Origin of the sequence: Roseibium sp. (assembly GCF_965233565.1) — a bacterium.
Taxonomy (GTDB): Bacteria; Pseudomonadota; Alphaproteobacteria; order Rhizobiales; family Stappiaceae; genus Roseibium.
In genome coordinates this window covers 3968381-3983955 of sequence record NZ_OZ247494.1, presented here as the reverse complement: position 1 = coordinate 3983955, position 15575 = coordinate 3968381, and the positions used below count along the sequence as shown (strand labels likewise).

Sequence of the window (15575 nt, the reverse complement as noted above, 5' to 3'; positions counted from 1 at the left end):
CGGATCAGGCGTCTTGAACAGCCGTTGGCGCAACAACGCGCTGGTCGATCAGGAGAACGGCGCCGAACCGCACGGCGAGCAGAACGACGGCAGGACGAATGAGGGGACCGGAAAGCTCGGCCAGTGTCTCCGCGTCGCGGATATCGACGCTTTTCACGTCAGCGGACGGTGCGGTGGCGAGCTCTGCCCAGATGGCCGCTTCCAGATCCGCCAGCAATGGGCCGGTCTTTGCCAGCTCCTCTGCCCGGTCTAGCGAGCGGGACAGCGCCAACGCTTCCTGGCGATGGCCCGGAGTGAGCCGCACATTGCGGGAGGACATGGCCAGACCGTCGGCCTCGCGCACGGTTGGATGGGCAAGGATCTCCAGCGGCATGTCCAGATCCCGGACCATCTGCCTGATCAGCGTCAGCTGCTGATAGTCTTTCTCGCCAAAAATCGCGAAATCGGGCGTTGCAATGTTGAACAGCTTGGTGACGACGGTGGCGACGCCACGGAAATGACCAGGCCTTAGCGCGCCCTGCAGAATGCCGGCAAGACCCGGCACGTCGACAAAGGTGTCGCCGCCGGCGCCGTACATCTCCTCAACGCTCGGCAGGAAGACCGCGTCGACACCTTCGGCTTCCAGCAGCGCCTGGTCGCGCACTTCGTCGCGCGGATAGGTGTCGAGATCCTCGTTCGGGCCGAACTGGGTCGGATTGACAAAGATGGTGGTGATGACCCGGCCGGCCTTCCGACGCGCAAGACGTACCAGCCCAAGATGACCTTCATGGAGATAGCCCATGGTCGGCACGAGGCCTACCGTTTCGCCCGCGCGCTTCCAGTCCCGCACAAGCGCGCGCAGCTCCGCCCTGGTCCGGCAGATTTTCATGATGCATTTCCTCCCGCGGCCGTTGTTCCCGCATCGGCCGTTCTTTTCGCAGGTGCAGCATAATGGGGGCGGCGCAAAAGTCCAGTGCTCGAGCGCCCCGGCCAGCTTGAGGCCCACGTTCACGAGCGCAGTGCAGCGAAGGCCGCTCAACGCCAAACGCAGGGTTTTGCTGGTCACAAAACCGACATCAACCGGCATTGCAACCTTTACACAAGCGATTTTGGCGCGCTTTAATTTGCGACAGATGCATCGACCTTGAGGGGAGAGACAAGGACATGCAAGCCACAGACGCGGCGAACCCGGAATATTTCCATAAGGTCGTCGACTGCCAGTATGCCTGCCCGGCACACACTCCGGTGCCTGCCTATATCCGCCTGATTGCCCAGCAACGCTATACCGATGCCTATCTGATCAACTGGGAAAGCAACGTCTTTCCCGGCGTGCTGGGCCGGACCTGCGACCGCCCTTGCGAACCCGCTTGCCGGCGCGGGCGCGTCGAGGCCGAACCCGTCGCCATCTGCCGGCTGAAACGTGTGGCCGCCGACTTCAAGGACGAAGTTGCCGACATGCTGCCCAAGGCCGGACCGCGCAACGGCAAGAAAGTCGCCCTGATCGGAGCCGGTCCCGCCTCGCTGACGGTCGCCCGGGATCTCGCCCCGCTTGGTTACGAGTTGCATCTATATGACGAACAGGCCAAGGGCGGCGGCTTCATGCGCAGCCAGATCCCGTCCTTCAGGCTACCGGAAAGCGTGCTCGACGAAGAGATCGGTTACATCCTCGACATGGGTATCACGACCGTCTTCGACACCTATGTCGACAGCATGGCCGAGATGCTGACCAAGGGTTACGACGCGGTCTTTGTCGGCTCCGGGGCCCCGCGTGGACGTGACCTGCCGAAACTGCCCGGGCGCCAGGAGGCCGACGCCAATATCCATATCGGCATCAACTGGCTGGCCAGCGTTGCCTTTGAGCATATCAAGGAGATCGGCAAGCGGGTGATCGTGCTCGGCGGCGGCAATACCGCCATGGATTGCTGCCGCACCTCACGCCGTCTCGGCGGTGAGGATGTGAAGGTGATCGTGCGCAGTCCCTTCGCCGACATGAAGGCGTCTCCCTGGGAGAAGGAAGACGCGATGCATGAAGGCATTCCGATCCTCGACAATCATGTGCCGCGCGAATTCGTGGTCGAGAACGGCAAGCTCACCGGCATGACCTTCCACAAGGTGACGGCGGTCTATCACGACGATGGCCGGAGAGAGCTGGTCTCGACCGGCGAGGAGCCCGAATTCGTGCCCTGCGATGACGTCATCATCGCGATTGGCCAGGAAAACGCCTTTCCCTGGATCGAGAAGGAAACCGGCATTCGCTTCACCAGCTGGGGCACGCCGATCATCAATGACGACGAAACGTTCCAGTCGACCCGCAAGGAAGTGTTTTTTGGCGGCGATTCCGCGTTCGGCCCCTCCAACATCATCACCGCCGTTGCCCATGGCCACAAGGCGGCCGTTTCCATCGATCTCTATTGCCAGGGCAAGGACCTGTCCCAGCGGCCACCGCCCCATGTGACCCTGATCGGGCAGAAGATGGGCATTCACGAATGGAGCTACGACTCCATTCCCATCACCGATGAACGCAAGATCGTGCCGCTGGAAGATCTCAAGAAATCGCTCAGTGACCGCATGGTCGAGGTGGAGCTCGGCTTTGATGCGGAGACGGCCTTCATTGAGGCAGAGCGCTGTCTCAACTGCGACGCCCAGACGGTGTTCACCGATTCCAATTGCATCGAGTGCGATGCCTGTTCCGATATCTGCCCGACGAGCTGCATCACCTTTACCGGCAATGCACCGGAGCCGGAGCTGCGCACCAAGCTGATGGTGCCGGCGGAGAATCTCGAGCAGGATCTCTACGTTTCCGGCACGCTGCCGACGGGCCGCGTGATGGTGAAGGACGAGGACATGTGCCTTCATTGCGGGCTCTGCGCCGAGCGCTGTCCGACAGCTGCCTGGGACATGCAGATGTTCTTCTACAACATGGCCAAGGCCACGCCCAACCTGGTGAATGTCAAATGAAACAGATCAAGGGCGTCAACGATTTCGTCGTGAAGTTCGCCAATGTGAACGGCACCGGCTCGGCCTCCGCCAACCACCTCTTTGCCAAGGCGATCTTCCGGATGGGCATTCCGGTGAGCCCGCGCAATATCTTCCCCTCCAACATCCAGGGCCTGCCGACCTGGTACGAGGTCCGGGTCAGTTCCAAGGGCTATCTCGGCCGCCGCGGCGGTGTCGACCTGATGCTCTGCGTCAATCCGCAGACCATGGAAGACGACATCGCCAGTGTCGGTCCCGGCGGCTATTTCGTCTATGATTCCACCCGGCCGCTGGCCCCGCATCTGCACCGCGACGATATCAGCTATTTCGGCATTCCCCTGACCGAAATGTGCATGAAGGAATTCAAGGTCGCGCGGCTGCAGCAACTCCTGAAAAACGTCGTTTATGTCGGCGCCCTCGCGGCGCTGCTCGACGTCAAGTTCTCGATCCTGAAGGACCTTTTGAACGACCAGTTCAAGGGCAAGGAAAAGCTGATCTCGCCCAACGTGCATGCACTGGAGATGGGCTATCAATATGCTCAGGACAATTTCGACTGCCCGCTGCCGATCCGGCTCGACCCGAGCATCAATGATGCGCCGCATATCCGCGAGAGCCAGCATATCCTGATGAACGGCAACACGGCCGCCGCCCTTGGCGCAATCTATGGCGGGGCAACGGTCGCCGCCTGGTATCCGATCACGCCGTCGACATCGGTCGTCGATGCCTTTTCCAAATATGCCGAACGCATGCGGATCGATCCGGGCACTGGCAAGCGGAATTTCGCAATCCTGCAGGCAGAAGACGAACTGGCGGCGATGGGCATTGTCGTCGGCGCCAGCTGGAACGGAGCGCGCGCCTTTACCGCCACCTCAGGACCGGGCCTGTCGCTGATGAGCGAGTTCCTGGGCCTTGCCTATTTCGCGGAGCTGCCCGTCGTGCTGATCGACGTGCAGCGCTCCGGCCCCTCCACCGGCATGCCGACCCGCAGCCAGCAGTCGGACATTCTGGCGGCCGCCTATGCCAGCCACGGCGACACCAAACATGTGCTGCTGTTCCCTGCGACACCGCGCGAATGTTTCGACATGACCGTGCAGGCCTTTGACCTTGCCGAACAGCTGCAGACACCGGTGATCATGATGTCGGATCTCGATCTCGGCATGAATGACTGGATGTCGCCGCCGCTGGAGTGGGACGACAGTTACGAGATGAGCCGCGGCAAGGTTCTGGATGCCGACGCGCTGGAAGAAGCGGAAGGGTGGGGCCGCTACCGTGATGTTGACGGCGACGGCATCTGTTATCGCACCCTGCCCGGCACCCATCCGGACAAGGGCGCCTTCTTCACGCGCGGTTCATCGAAAAACGAAATGGCGGTCTATTCGGAAAAGGGTGACGACTATGTGCTCAACGTCGACCGTCTCCTGCGCAAGTTCGAGACCGCCAAGTCCTATGTACCGAAACCCAAGGTGCACGATCCGATCCCCGTAAAGAAACCGAAAACCAAGCTGAAGCTCGGCGCCCTGTTTTTCGGCACCTCCGCCTCACCGTCTTATGAGGCGGTCGAGATCCTGGCAGCCGAAGGCTATCCGATCGACGTCATGCGCATTCGTGCTTTCCCCTTCCACGAAAGCCTGGATACCTTCGTGCATGAGCATGACCTGGTCTTCGTGATCGAGCAGAACCGGGATGGCCAGATGCGCCAGCTGATCATGAACGAGTGCCATATCGCGCCAGACAAGCTGACTTCGGTCCTGAATTACTCCGGGACGCCAATCACCGCCCGCACCATAGCCCGCCAGATCCGGCAGGCGCTGAAAACCTCCAGCGCCGACATCGTCAAGCTGCATCCGGAGACCGCCTGATGTCTTACTACAAGCCGAAGTTCCAGCATCCGAGCCTGCCGAAGAACGAACTTGGTTATACGGTCACCGATTATGACGGTTCGATTTCCACGCTCTGTGCCGGCTGCGGCCATGACAGCATTTCCGCGGCCATCCGCAATGCCTGTTACCTCTCCGCCATTCCTCCGCACAGGATCGCCAAGCTCTCCGGCATCGGCTGTTCATCAAAGATGCCGACCTACTTCCTCGGCAAGAGCCACGGCTTCAACTCCGTGCATGGGCGCATGCCTTCGGTCGCGACAGGAGCAAGTGTCGCCAACCGGGACCTGATCTATCTGGGTGTTTCAGGTGACGGCGACACGGCGTCCATCGGTATGGGCCAGTTCCTGCATCTGATCCGGCGCAACGTCAACATGACTTATATCGTTGCCAATAACGGTTGTTACGGCCTCACCAAGGGCCAGGACAGCGCCACTGCCGATCTGGGCTCTGTGGGCAAATCCGGGGTGACCAACCTTTTCGACGGCATTGATCTTGCCTCTCTCGCCGTCCTGCAGGGCGCCAGCTTTGTGGCGCGCAGCTTTTCCGGCGACAAGGAACAGCTGGTGCCGCTGGTCCGCGCCGCCATGGCGCATCGCGGCTTTGCCTTCATCGATGTGGTGTCGCCCTGCGTGACCTTCGCCAACAATGTCGGCTCCACCAAGAGCTATGCAGCGACCCGGGAGAACCTGGAAGCAATGCCGGTGGATTTCGTGCCGATGCGCGAGGAAATCCGCACCCAGTACAAGGAGGGCACCAGCCAGGCGGTCACGCTCCATGACGGGTCGATCATCAACCTGCACAAGGCGCGCGAGGACCAGCGCGCCGACAGCCGCGAAGACGCCCTGATGACGCTCCAGACCGCGCACAGCCAGGGCAAGGTCCTGACCGGGCTGTTCTATCTGGACCCGGAATCCCAGGACCTCAACCACACGCTCAACCTGGCCACCAAACCGCTCAACAGCCTCGGCAAGGACGAACTCTGCCCCGGCAGCCGGGTGCTCAACAGCATCAATGAAGGCTTGCGGTAGGAACAGCCGATTGGACCATCTGATCGTTTTCAGGCACCCTTGTGTCCCCGACACCGGACACAGGACCTGATGTGCCGCCATCTGCCACCTTGGACGTCCAGGATATCCTCTCCTGGCTGATGCGCGAAGGGCCACGACTGGCTTCACCGGCTGCGCTACTGGAAAGATACAGCGCGAAACTGCGTGAGGCCGGACTTCAAGTCGACAGGTCAACCCTCGGCGCGCCGGTCCTGCACCCGGTCGCCCGGTCCTCCTTCGTATTCTGGGAACTGGAAACAGGCTCCGAGCAGCGCTGGTTCATCTATTCGCCCGAGCAACTGAAACTTCTTGAGGCGAGCCCGATCCAGCGGATCTACACGCAAGGTGAAGCCACGTCATTGCGGCTCGACCTACCGGAGGAGCGGGACCGCTTTCCGATCGGAGAAGACCTATGGAGTGAGGGCTATCATCAGTATGAGGCGCTGCCGCTGGAATTCTCAGACGGAACCTTCAAGGTGCTGACACTGGCGACAAAATCGCCGGCGGGTTTCGACACCGGTCAGTTGGAACTGGTTCGAACGACATTGCCCGCTCTCACACTGGTGTTTGAAGGCCATATCGCCCGCAACACCGCCAAAACGCTCATGGAAACCTATGTCGGCACCCGCGCGGGCCTGAGGGTCCTGAACGGTGAAATTGCCCGCGGCGACGGCAGCCCGATCGATGCCGTGATCTGGTTTTCCGACCTGCGCGGCTTCACCTCACTGGCGCAATCGCGTGGCGAAGCAGAGCTCCTGCAGCTGCTGAACAGCTACTTTGGCGCAGTTACCGATGCCATCGAGGCCCAGTCCGGCGAGGTTCTCAAATTCATCGGTGACGCCGTGCTTGCGATTTTTCCCTTTGAGGGCGACCTTCACTCCGCCGTTCATCGGGCGGAAACGGCCGCGTTGCAGCTTCTTCAGTCGACCTCTCTTGAAAGCGGTCTCTCCTTCGGAATTGCCCTTCACCCCGGCCGGGTCTTTTACGGCAACATCGGCGGCGGCACGCGGCTCGATTTCACGGTGATCGGCGCGTCGGTCAATCTGGCCAGCCGCATCGAAGGCCTGTGTGCCCTCCTTGATCATCCGCTTCTGGCGTCGGCAGACTTTGTCAATGCCTCGTCCCTGACGTGGCTGTCCAAAGGGCGACACAGACTGAAAGGCGTCGCCGAACCGGTGGAAGTGTTTGCACCGGTTCAACCGACATTGCGGACAGCGACCTAGTCCCAACCCAGGTTTTTGCCGAAAACCGCACGGTGACGGTCAAAGCTCTGCTGACCGAAAAGATCGGCTGCCAGGTATCGTGCCAGCTTGATGACATTCGCCCGGGCACTTTGCGAAGAGTGTTGGTAGCATTCCAGAGCGGACACATCACCGGCTTCGAGCCGCCTGCCCGTCGCTTCAAAGACAGCCTGATGCTCGTCGGCAAGTTCCAGGAGCAACTTCGTACAGGTTTCCTTCAGCCCCGGGATCTCGCGGTATGGATGGACCTGCCAGCCGAGGGCTTCGGCGCTGCGGTCATCCGCCGGCATCAGGAACATGTTCCAGGGTTCGGCGGGAAACATCTTGCAGGAAATGGTCAGAAAAAGAGCCACCCTTCCTTCCCAGACACTCCAGGGGATCATCGCCCAGGGCACAACCGTTACGCCCGGAAGCTGCCCCTGAAGGCTCTCATTGATTTCTGCCATGAACCGCTTCTGTGCCTCATGCGCCTGATCGGCTCTGGCTTCGAGAAGTCCGGGGTTTTGCGGCAGCATGTTGCTCGGATCATCCGGCTGAAATCCCAGTTCACGCAGCATAGTCCCATGCTCGCCCTCCCACATTTCCTTCGGAATGGCGCGGAACACGCCGTCCGCGTCCGGCGCGGTGCGTGTGAAGGGACTTGTCCCCGGCTCAGAAAGCGGCGCGCCAGGTCTTACTTTACGTTTTCCAAACATTGCAAAACTCCCCGAAATAATTGCAAGAGTTAACAGAGACGCCTTAAAATTGTATTTCCGGACAAACTCGCCTTGTCTTCAAATCCGGGTCCATGCAGGCTTGAATGACCTAGCGTCACCTTTGGAAACCGGCTATCCTGAATAAACATTTGAATGATTGCGCTCGAAGACTTTATGAGGCGGCAAATATTATGGCTTGGACCGTTCAGCAAAAGATTGATGCCCAACTCAAACTGCACAAAAGCAACCTGAAAATGTTTGAAGATGACCTGAAGGACTTCAATCGGGTCATGACGGCATCGGCGATCTGCCAGGAAATCGGCATTCAGGCCGCTTTCGCGGCTGCCACCATGGGGGCTGCCACCTGGTTGAGCGGAACAAGGGCCGCGACCGCGGCCGGCGGTCGTCTCGTGATGCTGGGCGGAGAAGGCTCACGCATCAGTGGGTTCATGCACGGCGTTGCAAAAGTGGCCGGGTTTTCCTCCATGGGGGCCGAAGGCTGGACTGCCGGCAAGGCAATGGGCGGTTTTCTGGCGCGCTTGTCGGCGGGGTTCGGCGTTTTGCTCATTCGCCGCATGTCCGGGGATTTCGGCATGAAAAAACCCATGAATTTCGAAGGCATGGGCTCGGCGGTGTTTTTCACCGTGCTGTTTTCCTTCCTTGGCTCTCCCGGCCCCAAAAACCCACCCGGCGTCAAGGACGCCAGCAAGTGGCTGATGGAAAAGTTTGCGCATTTCGACAAGTCCCCGGTCCTGAAGATGCTTGCCAAGGCGCCGGAACTCGCGAGCGTCGCCGGGCAGACCACCAAGATCTCAGCACAGACGGGAACGCAGATATTCGGCCTGTGCCAGAAGGGGTATAACGAGTTGACCAAGGATCCGGTCGGCAAGGAAGTCCTAGCCTATCTCAGGACCAACAAGAGCGAATACGACAAGCGCGTCCAGGATATTTTCAACGATCAGGGCGAAGCTCTGGTGACCTGGGGACTGGGCGCCCAGCACCATATTGCCAAGGAAATCGAACGCAAGGCAGAACAGGTCGACTACTCGGCCAAACTGCCCTTCTTCGCCAGGCATTTCGATTTCGTCGGCAATGCGGAAGCGCTGAAGATCATGTCCACCAACGCCGCCAAGTCACAAGCGTTCGTCAACCTCTGGGAAGCCATCCGCGACACCTTGAACAAGGACGCCGCGCCGTCGTTCCAAAACGCGAAGGACCTCGTGCGTTGATCGGTGGCGCCTCCTGCATTCACAACGCATTGGTGATTTTTCACGGATAGCAGAACCCTGTTCTCGGCAGGCCCAACAGCTTCACTGTGACTTGTGTCAGATACCTTTTGCGCAGTTGGAACAAGGCCAACTCAGGTTTTAAGACCTTGGCGAACGCAAACTGCTGCCGGAATGGGCCTGAAGGTTGACTTTCTCGCGGCACCTTCCCGCGCGCGCAACCCAGATGTCCATATAAACGGACAAGAACACGCCGTCTGCAGCCGGCACGCTGCAAGTGTGCTTGTCTACCGATGGGTCTTCATGCGCCGCGCCGCACCATGCCTGGGTCCGGGATTCCCAGATATAACGACACTAGAACAGGTGTTTGATCTGGTTGGGCCAATGTCGACCTGTATTGTCGAAGTGGCTTGTTTTTTTGCTTTGGTAAGACCGATGGGATCGGGCTGTTCGCAATCCTGGCCGCGGCATCCCCTCCATGGTGCCAAGGAATAGTTTCGGCACATCCCCTTGATCGCAACAGGTCACAAACCATCAGCAAAAGTAGCAATACCTGATTGACAATTAACGCCATAGCCGTTTCAAAGAACGGGATGGTTCCCGCGGGTCGATCAAAGAACGCGGGATGAAAAGGGAACACGGTCAGGTGTAGCCACCAGGCGCCAAACCCGTGACTGCCCCCGCAACTGTAGGCGGAGAGCGAACCTTGTAGAGCCACTGGGCCTGGCATCCGCCAAGCGCCCGGGAAGGGAGAGGAGAGCTTAGACCCGCGAGTCAGGAGACCTGCCATCTTGGGCGCTTTGCGCCGTATCAGTCATTCAACCGGGCGGGGTGCCCCGGAAGGAGAACCGAGATGGAAAATTGGGCCCAGGCCTTTGACATGACCGGATCCCGCATGCCCCGCAAACTTGTGCGGAGGACAGTGTGGACCTGCCCGTTTCCCTGAAAACAGTCGAGGCTTCCGCCGGTCAGACAGGCGCCGTTCTCTTTGTTGTCTCGGCCTATACACTGAGCAGGGGCGCCCTTAGCCGACTGGAGGACGCCGTCACCACTACGTGCCAGGTGCCGTCGCGGCTGATCAGGTTGGAAGAGACCGGGCCAAGCCTCATCAATGCGCTTGACGAGATGCGTTCAGAAGGTCACCGGGCCATCCGCGTCCAGCCTTTCGGTTTTCCCTTTCCTGAGAGCCTGATGACGTGGCTTCCCGGTGTCATGGCGGACTGGCGCGCCCGCGGAAAGAATGCCGACACCGAACTCGTTCTGGGCCTGGACGCGTCAAGAGATCCGGACGCGCTTGCAGCTCAGGCGAGAGCCGCTCTGTCACACCCCGTCCCGGCCAAATCCGTTGCCTCGGTCAAGCCAAGCCTTGGCAAACCCGGCTGGAACCTGCCACCCGATTTCGACTTCCACCTGCTGGTCTGCACTGGTCCGCGCTGTGCGATCCACGGGGCAGCCTCTTTTACGCATATGTTGAAAGAAGAGCTTGCAGCCGCCGGCCTTTCGGATCGCTGTCTGACCACACGAACCGGCTGCATCTATCCCTGCAACAAGGGCCCGGTTCTGGCGCTTTATCCGCAAGGCGACTGGTACCGCCTACCGGACCTAACCGCAACACGTCGCTTTGTGCGGGAGGTGCTCGTGGAGGGCGGGACTGCCAACGATCTCAAGTTTCACACAGCACGGCTTGCCCGCGCAGATGCTTCACACGGAAAGGATTTTTCATGATTATCAGATCCCTTGCGCTTGCCGGCGCGTTGGCGGTTACCGCTGTCCCGGCTGTTGCGGACGATATTATCAACATGGCCACCAGCTTCCAGATCCGCTCGATGGATCCGGTCAAGCAGGGCTTCTGGATGCAGGAATTCGGTCAAGGCGAACTTCTGATGAAATTCCAGCCGGATGGCAGTATCACACCCTGGCTTGCTGAAAGCCTGGTGCGCAAGGACGACACCACCTGGATCATCACCATTCGCGACGGTGTCACTTTTCAAAATGGCAAGGTCATGGATGTTCCGGCCGTTCTGGCTGCGATCAAATACCATCGCGATCTGAACAGCGGCACCCAGTCGGTTCTGCCGGCAGAAACCGAATTTGCCCAAACCGGCGAGCGTGAGATCACCGTTACCACCGGCGTGCCGGTCCCCGAACTGCCGAATATCCTGGCGCATGAAAGCCGCCTGATGATCATCGATGTGGACCCCGTTCTGGCAGCGGGTGAAAACTTCGAGGCTCTTGAAGGAGCTGGCATCCACACCGGTCCCTTTAAACTCATCAGCCTCGACGACCAGCGCATGGTCGCCGAGCGCTACGACAATTACTGGCAAGGCAAACCGGTCATGGCGGGGGTCGAGCTGCGTTTTGTTACGGATGCCAATGCCCGCATCCTGGCAGTGCAAAACGGGGAAGTCGACATTGCGCTCTACCCACCGATTGCGGCGGCGCCGGTGTTCAAGGCCACGCCGAATCTCAATCTTGCGCTTGGTCCTCTCTCAACCGGTGGCTTTGTCGGTTTCATGGACGTGACCAACGGCACATTTGAAGAAAAGGCCGTTCGGCGCGCAGTCATGCTGGCAATGAACTACGAGGAAATCGCCAACGCTGTCTTCCACGGTGCCAAAGCACCCGCGACTGGGCTTTACAATCCGAACTTCCCCTATGCCTTGAAAAACTATCGATATGACGTGGATGAAGCCAATCAGCTTCTGGACGCAGCCGGTTGGGTGCGTGACGGCGATAGCCGCACCCGCGATGGCGAAACGCTCTCGGTCACCATCATGATCTACCCGCAGCAGCCGGATCTTGTACCGCTGTCCAACGCCATGCAGTCCTATCTCGCCCGAATTGGTGTCGCTTCGAACATTGTTTCCGTCGACAGCGTCCGTGAAGCAGCGATGAATGACCTGGTCGAATGGGATCTGGCCCTGTCTGCGACAGGCACCGCAACAGTCGGATCTGTCAGCGGCTTCCTCAACCGCTATGTCGCCTGTGACGGAGACCGGAACTATGGCGGCTATTGCAATGACACGGTTCAGGAGCTCATCACGAAACTTGATGTCACCGTAGATGAGGAGCGGCGCTACGACATGCTGCGTCAAATCCAGACCATCGTTGCAGAAGACGATCCTTACATCTTCAACCTGACGATCCTGAAAGAGCGCGCTCTCGTCAGCGACGCCTGGACCAACTATGTCCCAGCGGTTGCATGGAACCACATCAAGTGGGACACGGCGCCGAACAAGTGATCGGCAGGTTCATACTCCTCGGACGTGGCAGCCTTCTGGCTGCCGCGTTCTCGAGGATCGCCCAGGCGCTGGTAACCGCATTCGCGGCGACCGTCATCGTCTGGGCGTTGTTACCGCTTGCGCCCGGCGATACCGCCACACGGGTCTTGCTAGCGCGCGGTGTCGACCACCCGACGGCAGCGGAAATCGCGTCAACACGGGAAGAGCTTGGGCTCAACAATCCACTTCATATCCAGTTTGTGGACTGGTTCTCAGACGTGCTTCAAGGTGATCTCGGTCAGAGTTTTACCAGCCGGGCGCCGGTGACCCAGGAAATCCTGGAACGACTTCCGGCGACTCTGCTGCTGCTCGGCCTGGCGCTGGTTTTCTCCGCTGGCCTATCTCTCCTTTTCGCGCTGATTTCCGCTGATAACCGGGACCGCTGGCCCGATCGACTCATTCAGCTCTATACCCAGGTCGGCGCTGCTCTGCCGACTTTCGTTTTCGCCCTGCTTGCCCTGACCTTTGTTGTCGTCGGGTTCCAGATGGGGCAAGTGCTCGCGAATGCCACGTGGCAAGCCGCCTTGATCCCGGCCTTCATTATCGGGCTAGATCGCGCAGCCAGCTGGACACAGCTTTTGCGCGCAGGACTGCTGGAAGCCATGGCAAGCGGCTATGCCAATGTAGCCAGGGCGCGCGGTGCATCCGAACGCCGGATACTGATCCGCCATGCCCTTCCCAATGCGTTTCTGCCGTTCTTGACTGCGATCGGCATCAGCGTCGGCGCCCTGATCGGCGGCGCTCCCCTGATTGAAGCAATTTTCACCTGGCCAGGCCTTGGCGCCTTTCTGCTCGAGGCGCTGTCGGCACGGAACTACCCCGTCATTCAGGCGTATGTGTTAATTGCCGCGCTCTCCTACGTCACGGCCTCGCTGCTGATTGACCTGATCGCGATCCTGATCGATCCCAGGCTACGACGGCAAGCCTCATGAACATGCTCAATATCACCCGCCCCGCTCTGGAAAATCGAACCACGGACCGGCGCCTGCTCACCCGCTTGTGGCGCCATCACTCGGGCCGCACGGGTCTGCTGATCGGTCTTGCGCTGATCGTCTTCGCGAGCCTTGGTGTGGTCTGGACGCCTCATGCGCCGGATGTACCAGATTATCTCCAGGCGCTGCACCCGCCCAGTCTCGAAAACCCGTTTGGAACGGATGCGACCGGACGCGATCTTCTCAGCCGGGCCATGGACGGTGCGCATCGCTCCATCGGGGCAGCCGCCCTTGTGCTCGGTGCTGTGTTCCTGATCGGACTTGGTGTTGGTTGCCTTGCGGGTCTTGCAGGCGGTTTCACCGATACGCTTCTGATGCGCCTGACAGATATTGCCATGACCCTGCCGGGACTGGTTCTGGCCTTTGCTGTTCTCGGGTTGCTTGGCCCCGGCTTCGTCAATCTCCTGATTGCACTCATCATCGCCGATTGGGCCTGGTATGCCCGGCTGTCCCGCTCGCTTGCACTGTCGGCCAGAAAGAAGCCGCATGTAATCGCGGCGCAGATGGCCGGCATTCCCCGCTGGCGCATCATCACCGGACATATTCTGCCCGGTGTCGCGCTTCAGGTCGGCATCGTTGCCAGCCTTGCCCTTGGTGGCATGATCGGTGCCATTTCCGGGTTCTCCTTCCTGGGTCTTGGCGTTCAGCCCCCCCACGCCGAATGGGGAGCCCTGCTGGCCGAATCCCGGCTCTATTTCTCACTCGCGCCCTGGCTTCTGATTGCTCCTGCAGGACTGATTTTCCTGTCAGTCCTTTCAGCCAATCTGGTTGGCAACGCCTTGAGGGACCTCTCGGCGACCGGGGGCGACAAATGACCCCAGTGCTCTCTTGTGAGAATCTCAGCGTGACCTACCCGGACGGTGCGACCCCGGTGAGGGACATCTCCTTTGCCATTCAGCCGGGCACCTGTTTAGCGCTACTGGGTAGGTCCGGGACAGGCAAATCCACCATCGCCCAGGCTCTGATGGGGCTCCATGGGCGCAGCACACGAGTTTCGGGAAAGCTGATGCTCGGCGCCCGGGACATGTCTGCTGCCACGGCTGAAGACTGGCGCCGCATTCGCGGTCGTGATCTTGGCTTTGTCGCCCAGGACCCCTGGTCGACCTGTGACCCTTTGCGGCCCGTACGCGACCATGTCGCCGAGGCCTGGCGCAGTCATGGGCTGGCCACAAGCTGGCACGACATCGGCACGCGCCTCACGGCCCTCGGCGTGCCGGAAGCGACCAGGAAGATGGCGCAGCATCCGCACACCTGGAGCGGCGGCATGCTGCAACGGGCCAGCATCGCAGCTGCCAGCGGGCTTGCGCCGCCCCTGATCATTGCCGACGAACCGACCAGCGCGCTAGACGCCGACCGCGCCCAGTCCGTGCTCGATCGCCTGAAGGCCCTTGGCTGCGCCATTCTATTGATCAGCCACGACATAGGCCTCGCCCTGAAAAATGCCGATGAAGTGGCGGTGCTGCTGGACGGGCAGATTGTCGAAAGAGGAACACCGAATACCTTAAAAGACAACGCTCGCCACCCGGAAACCAAGCGTTTGCTGGAGGCTCTCACCCCACTGCCCCGACGCCAAAAGCAGACATCGGCGAAACGCCTGCTGACCGCCAAAGCTGTCTCCATGCGATATGACCGCGACAAGGTGAACGCGCTGACCTCGGCCGGCCTTGAGATTGGCGTAGGCGAGATTGTTGGCCTGCAAGGTCCGTCCGGCTGCGGCAAATCCACCTTGCTGCGGCTGGTGATGGGCCTTGAGTTGCCGACCGGTGGCAGCATCTGGCGGTCGGAGGTACTCCAACCACCTGGCGCGATCCTGCCGATTTTCCAGGACCCAGTCGGCAGCCTCGTGCCCCACTGGCCCCTCTGGCGATCCATTGCCGAACCACTTACGGCGCCGGGTGGTGTCAGACTTTCCAAAGCGGCCCGCCGCCAGAAAGCCATCGCGGCCATGGCCTCTGTCGGCCTCGGCGACTGCGACCCGGACGCCCGTCCGTCGGAACTCTCCGTCGGCCAGTGCCAGCGCGTTGCCATTGCCCGCGCCACGCTCAGGTCTCCACCCCTCATCGTTGCCGATGAACCCACCAGCGCCCTCGACAGCCTCTCCACCTGGCGCGTCAGCACGCTCCTGCGCACAGCCGCCGACGCCGGTTCCGCCGTCCTCATCGTCAGCCACGACAGCGCCTTTCTTGCACGGTTGGCGGACCGGGTTATCGAGATGCGCGAGGGAAGAACGCTGGGTGTGTGAGGAGAGAAACAGTCGAG

General features: G+C 60.4%; 12 protein-coding genes and 1 riboswitch. Of the genes, 10 read left to right on the top strand and 2 right to left on the bottom strand.

Features of this window, described 5'->3' with window-relative positions; translation table 11 throughout:
* Nucleotides 1-4 precede the first annotated feature (4 nt).
* Complete coding sequence (gene panC / locus ACO6TG_RS18330) at nt 5-868, bottom strand: pantoate--beta-alanine ligase (protein ID WP_422374513.1); 864 nt, start codon at nt 866-868, stop codon at nt 5-7.
* A gap of 275 nt (nt 869-1143) precedes the next feature.
* On the opposite strand from panC, the gene ACO6TG_RS18325 reads away from it, so the two are divergent.
* The 4 genes from ACO6TG_RS18325 to ACO6TG_RS18310 are packed head-to-tail and all read left to right on the top strand — an operon-like array spanning nt 1144 to nt 7104.
* Nucleotides 1144-2937 (top strand): FAD-dependent oxidoreductase, encoded by a 1794-nt coding sequence (locus ACO6TG_RS18325; protein ID WP_422374512.1) that lies wholly within the window; start codon nt 1144-1146, stop codon nt 2935-2937.
* Nucleotides 2934-4814, top strand: a complete 1881-nt coding sequence (locus tag ACO6TG_RS18320; protein WP_422374511.1) for a 2-oxoacid:acceptor oxidoreductase subunit alpha — start codon at nt 2934-2936, stop codon at nt 4812-4814. The genes ACO6TG_RS18325 and ACO6TG_RS18320 overlap by 4 nt, the downstream gene beginning before the upstream one ends.
* Nucleotides 4814-5863, top strand: coding sequence for a 2-oxoacid:ferredoxin oxidoreductase subunit beta (locus tag ACO6TG_RS18315; protein WP_094073649.1), 1050 nt, complete (start codon nt 4814-4816; stop codon nt 5861-5863). The genes ACO6TG_RS18320 and ACO6TG_RS18315 overlap by 1 nt, the downstream gene beginning before the upstream one ends.
* Nucleotides 5864-5904: 41 nt before the next feature.
* Entirely contained in the window at nt 5905-7104 is a 1200-nt protein-coding gene (locus ACO6TG_RS18310) for an adenylate/guanylate cyclase domain-containing protein (RefSeq protein ID WP_422374510.1), read from the top strand.
* Here the strand turns inward: ACO6TG_RS18310 and ACO6TG_RS18305 are convergent.
* Nucleotides 7101-7817, bottom strand: a complete 717-nt coding sequence (locus tag ACO6TG_RS18305) for a hypothetical protein (RefSeq protein WP_422374509.1) — start codon at nt 7815-7817, stop codon at nt 7101-7103. The two genes, ACO6TG_RS18310 and ACO6TG_RS18305, sit on opposite strands and share 4 nt — an antisense overlap.
* A gap of 254 nt (nt 7818-8071) precedes the next feature.
* Here ACO6TG_RS18305 and ACO6TG_RS18300 point away from each other — a divergent pair, with 254 nt between their 5' ends.
* The 6 genes from ACO6TG_RS18300 (at nt 8072) to ACO6TG_RS18275 (ending at nt 15558) form a co-directional block, all read left to right on the top strand.
* A complete protein-coding gene (locus ACO6TG_RS18300; RefSeq protein WP_422374508.1) occupies nt 8072-9046 on the top strand; it encodes a hypothetical protein in 975 nt (324 codons plus the stop codon).
* 574 nt (nt 9047-9620) lie between these two features.
* Nucleotides 9621-9848: riboswitch (cobalamin riboswitch) on the top strand.
* A gap of 119 nt (nt 9849-9967) precedes the next feature.
* Nucleotides 9968-10768 (top strand): (2Fe-2S) ferredoxin domain-containing protein, encoded by an 801-nt coding sequence (locus ACO6TG_RS18295; RefSeq protein ID WP_422374507.1) that lies wholly within the window; start codon nt 9968-9970, stop codon nt 10766-10768.
* Entirely contained in the window at nt 10765-12285 is a 1521-nt protein-coding gene (locus ACO6TG_RS18290; RefSeq protein WP_422374506.1) for an ABC transporter substrate-binding protein, read from the top strand. Before ACO6TG_RS18295 ends, ACO6TG_RS18290 begins: the two co-directional genes overlap by 4 nt.
* Nucleotides 12261-13256 (top strand): ABC transporter permease, encoded by a 996-nt coding sequence (locus ACO6TG_RS18285; protein ID WP_422374505.1) that lies wholly within the window; start codon nt 12261-12263, stop codon nt 13254-13256. The genes ACO6TG_RS18290 and ACO6TG_RS18285 overlap by 25 nt, the downstream gene beginning before the upstream one ends.
* On the top strand, nt 13253-14131 hold the full coding sequence (locus tag ACO6TG_RS18280) for an ABC transporter permease (RefSeq protein ID WP_422374504.1): 879 nt from the start codon (nt 13253-13255) through the stop codon (nt 14129-14131). The genes ACO6TG_RS18285 and ACO6TG_RS18280 overlap by 4 nt, the downstream gene beginning before the upstream one ends.
* A complete protein-coding gene (locus ACO6TG_RS18275; protein ID WP_422374503.1) occupies nt 14128-15558 on the top strand; it encodes an ABC transporter ATP-binding protein in 1431 nt (476 codons plus the stop codon). Before ACO6TG_RS18280 ends, ACO6TG_RS18275 begins: the two co-directional genes overlap by 4 nt.
* Nucleotides 15559-15575 lie beyond the last annotated feature (17 nt).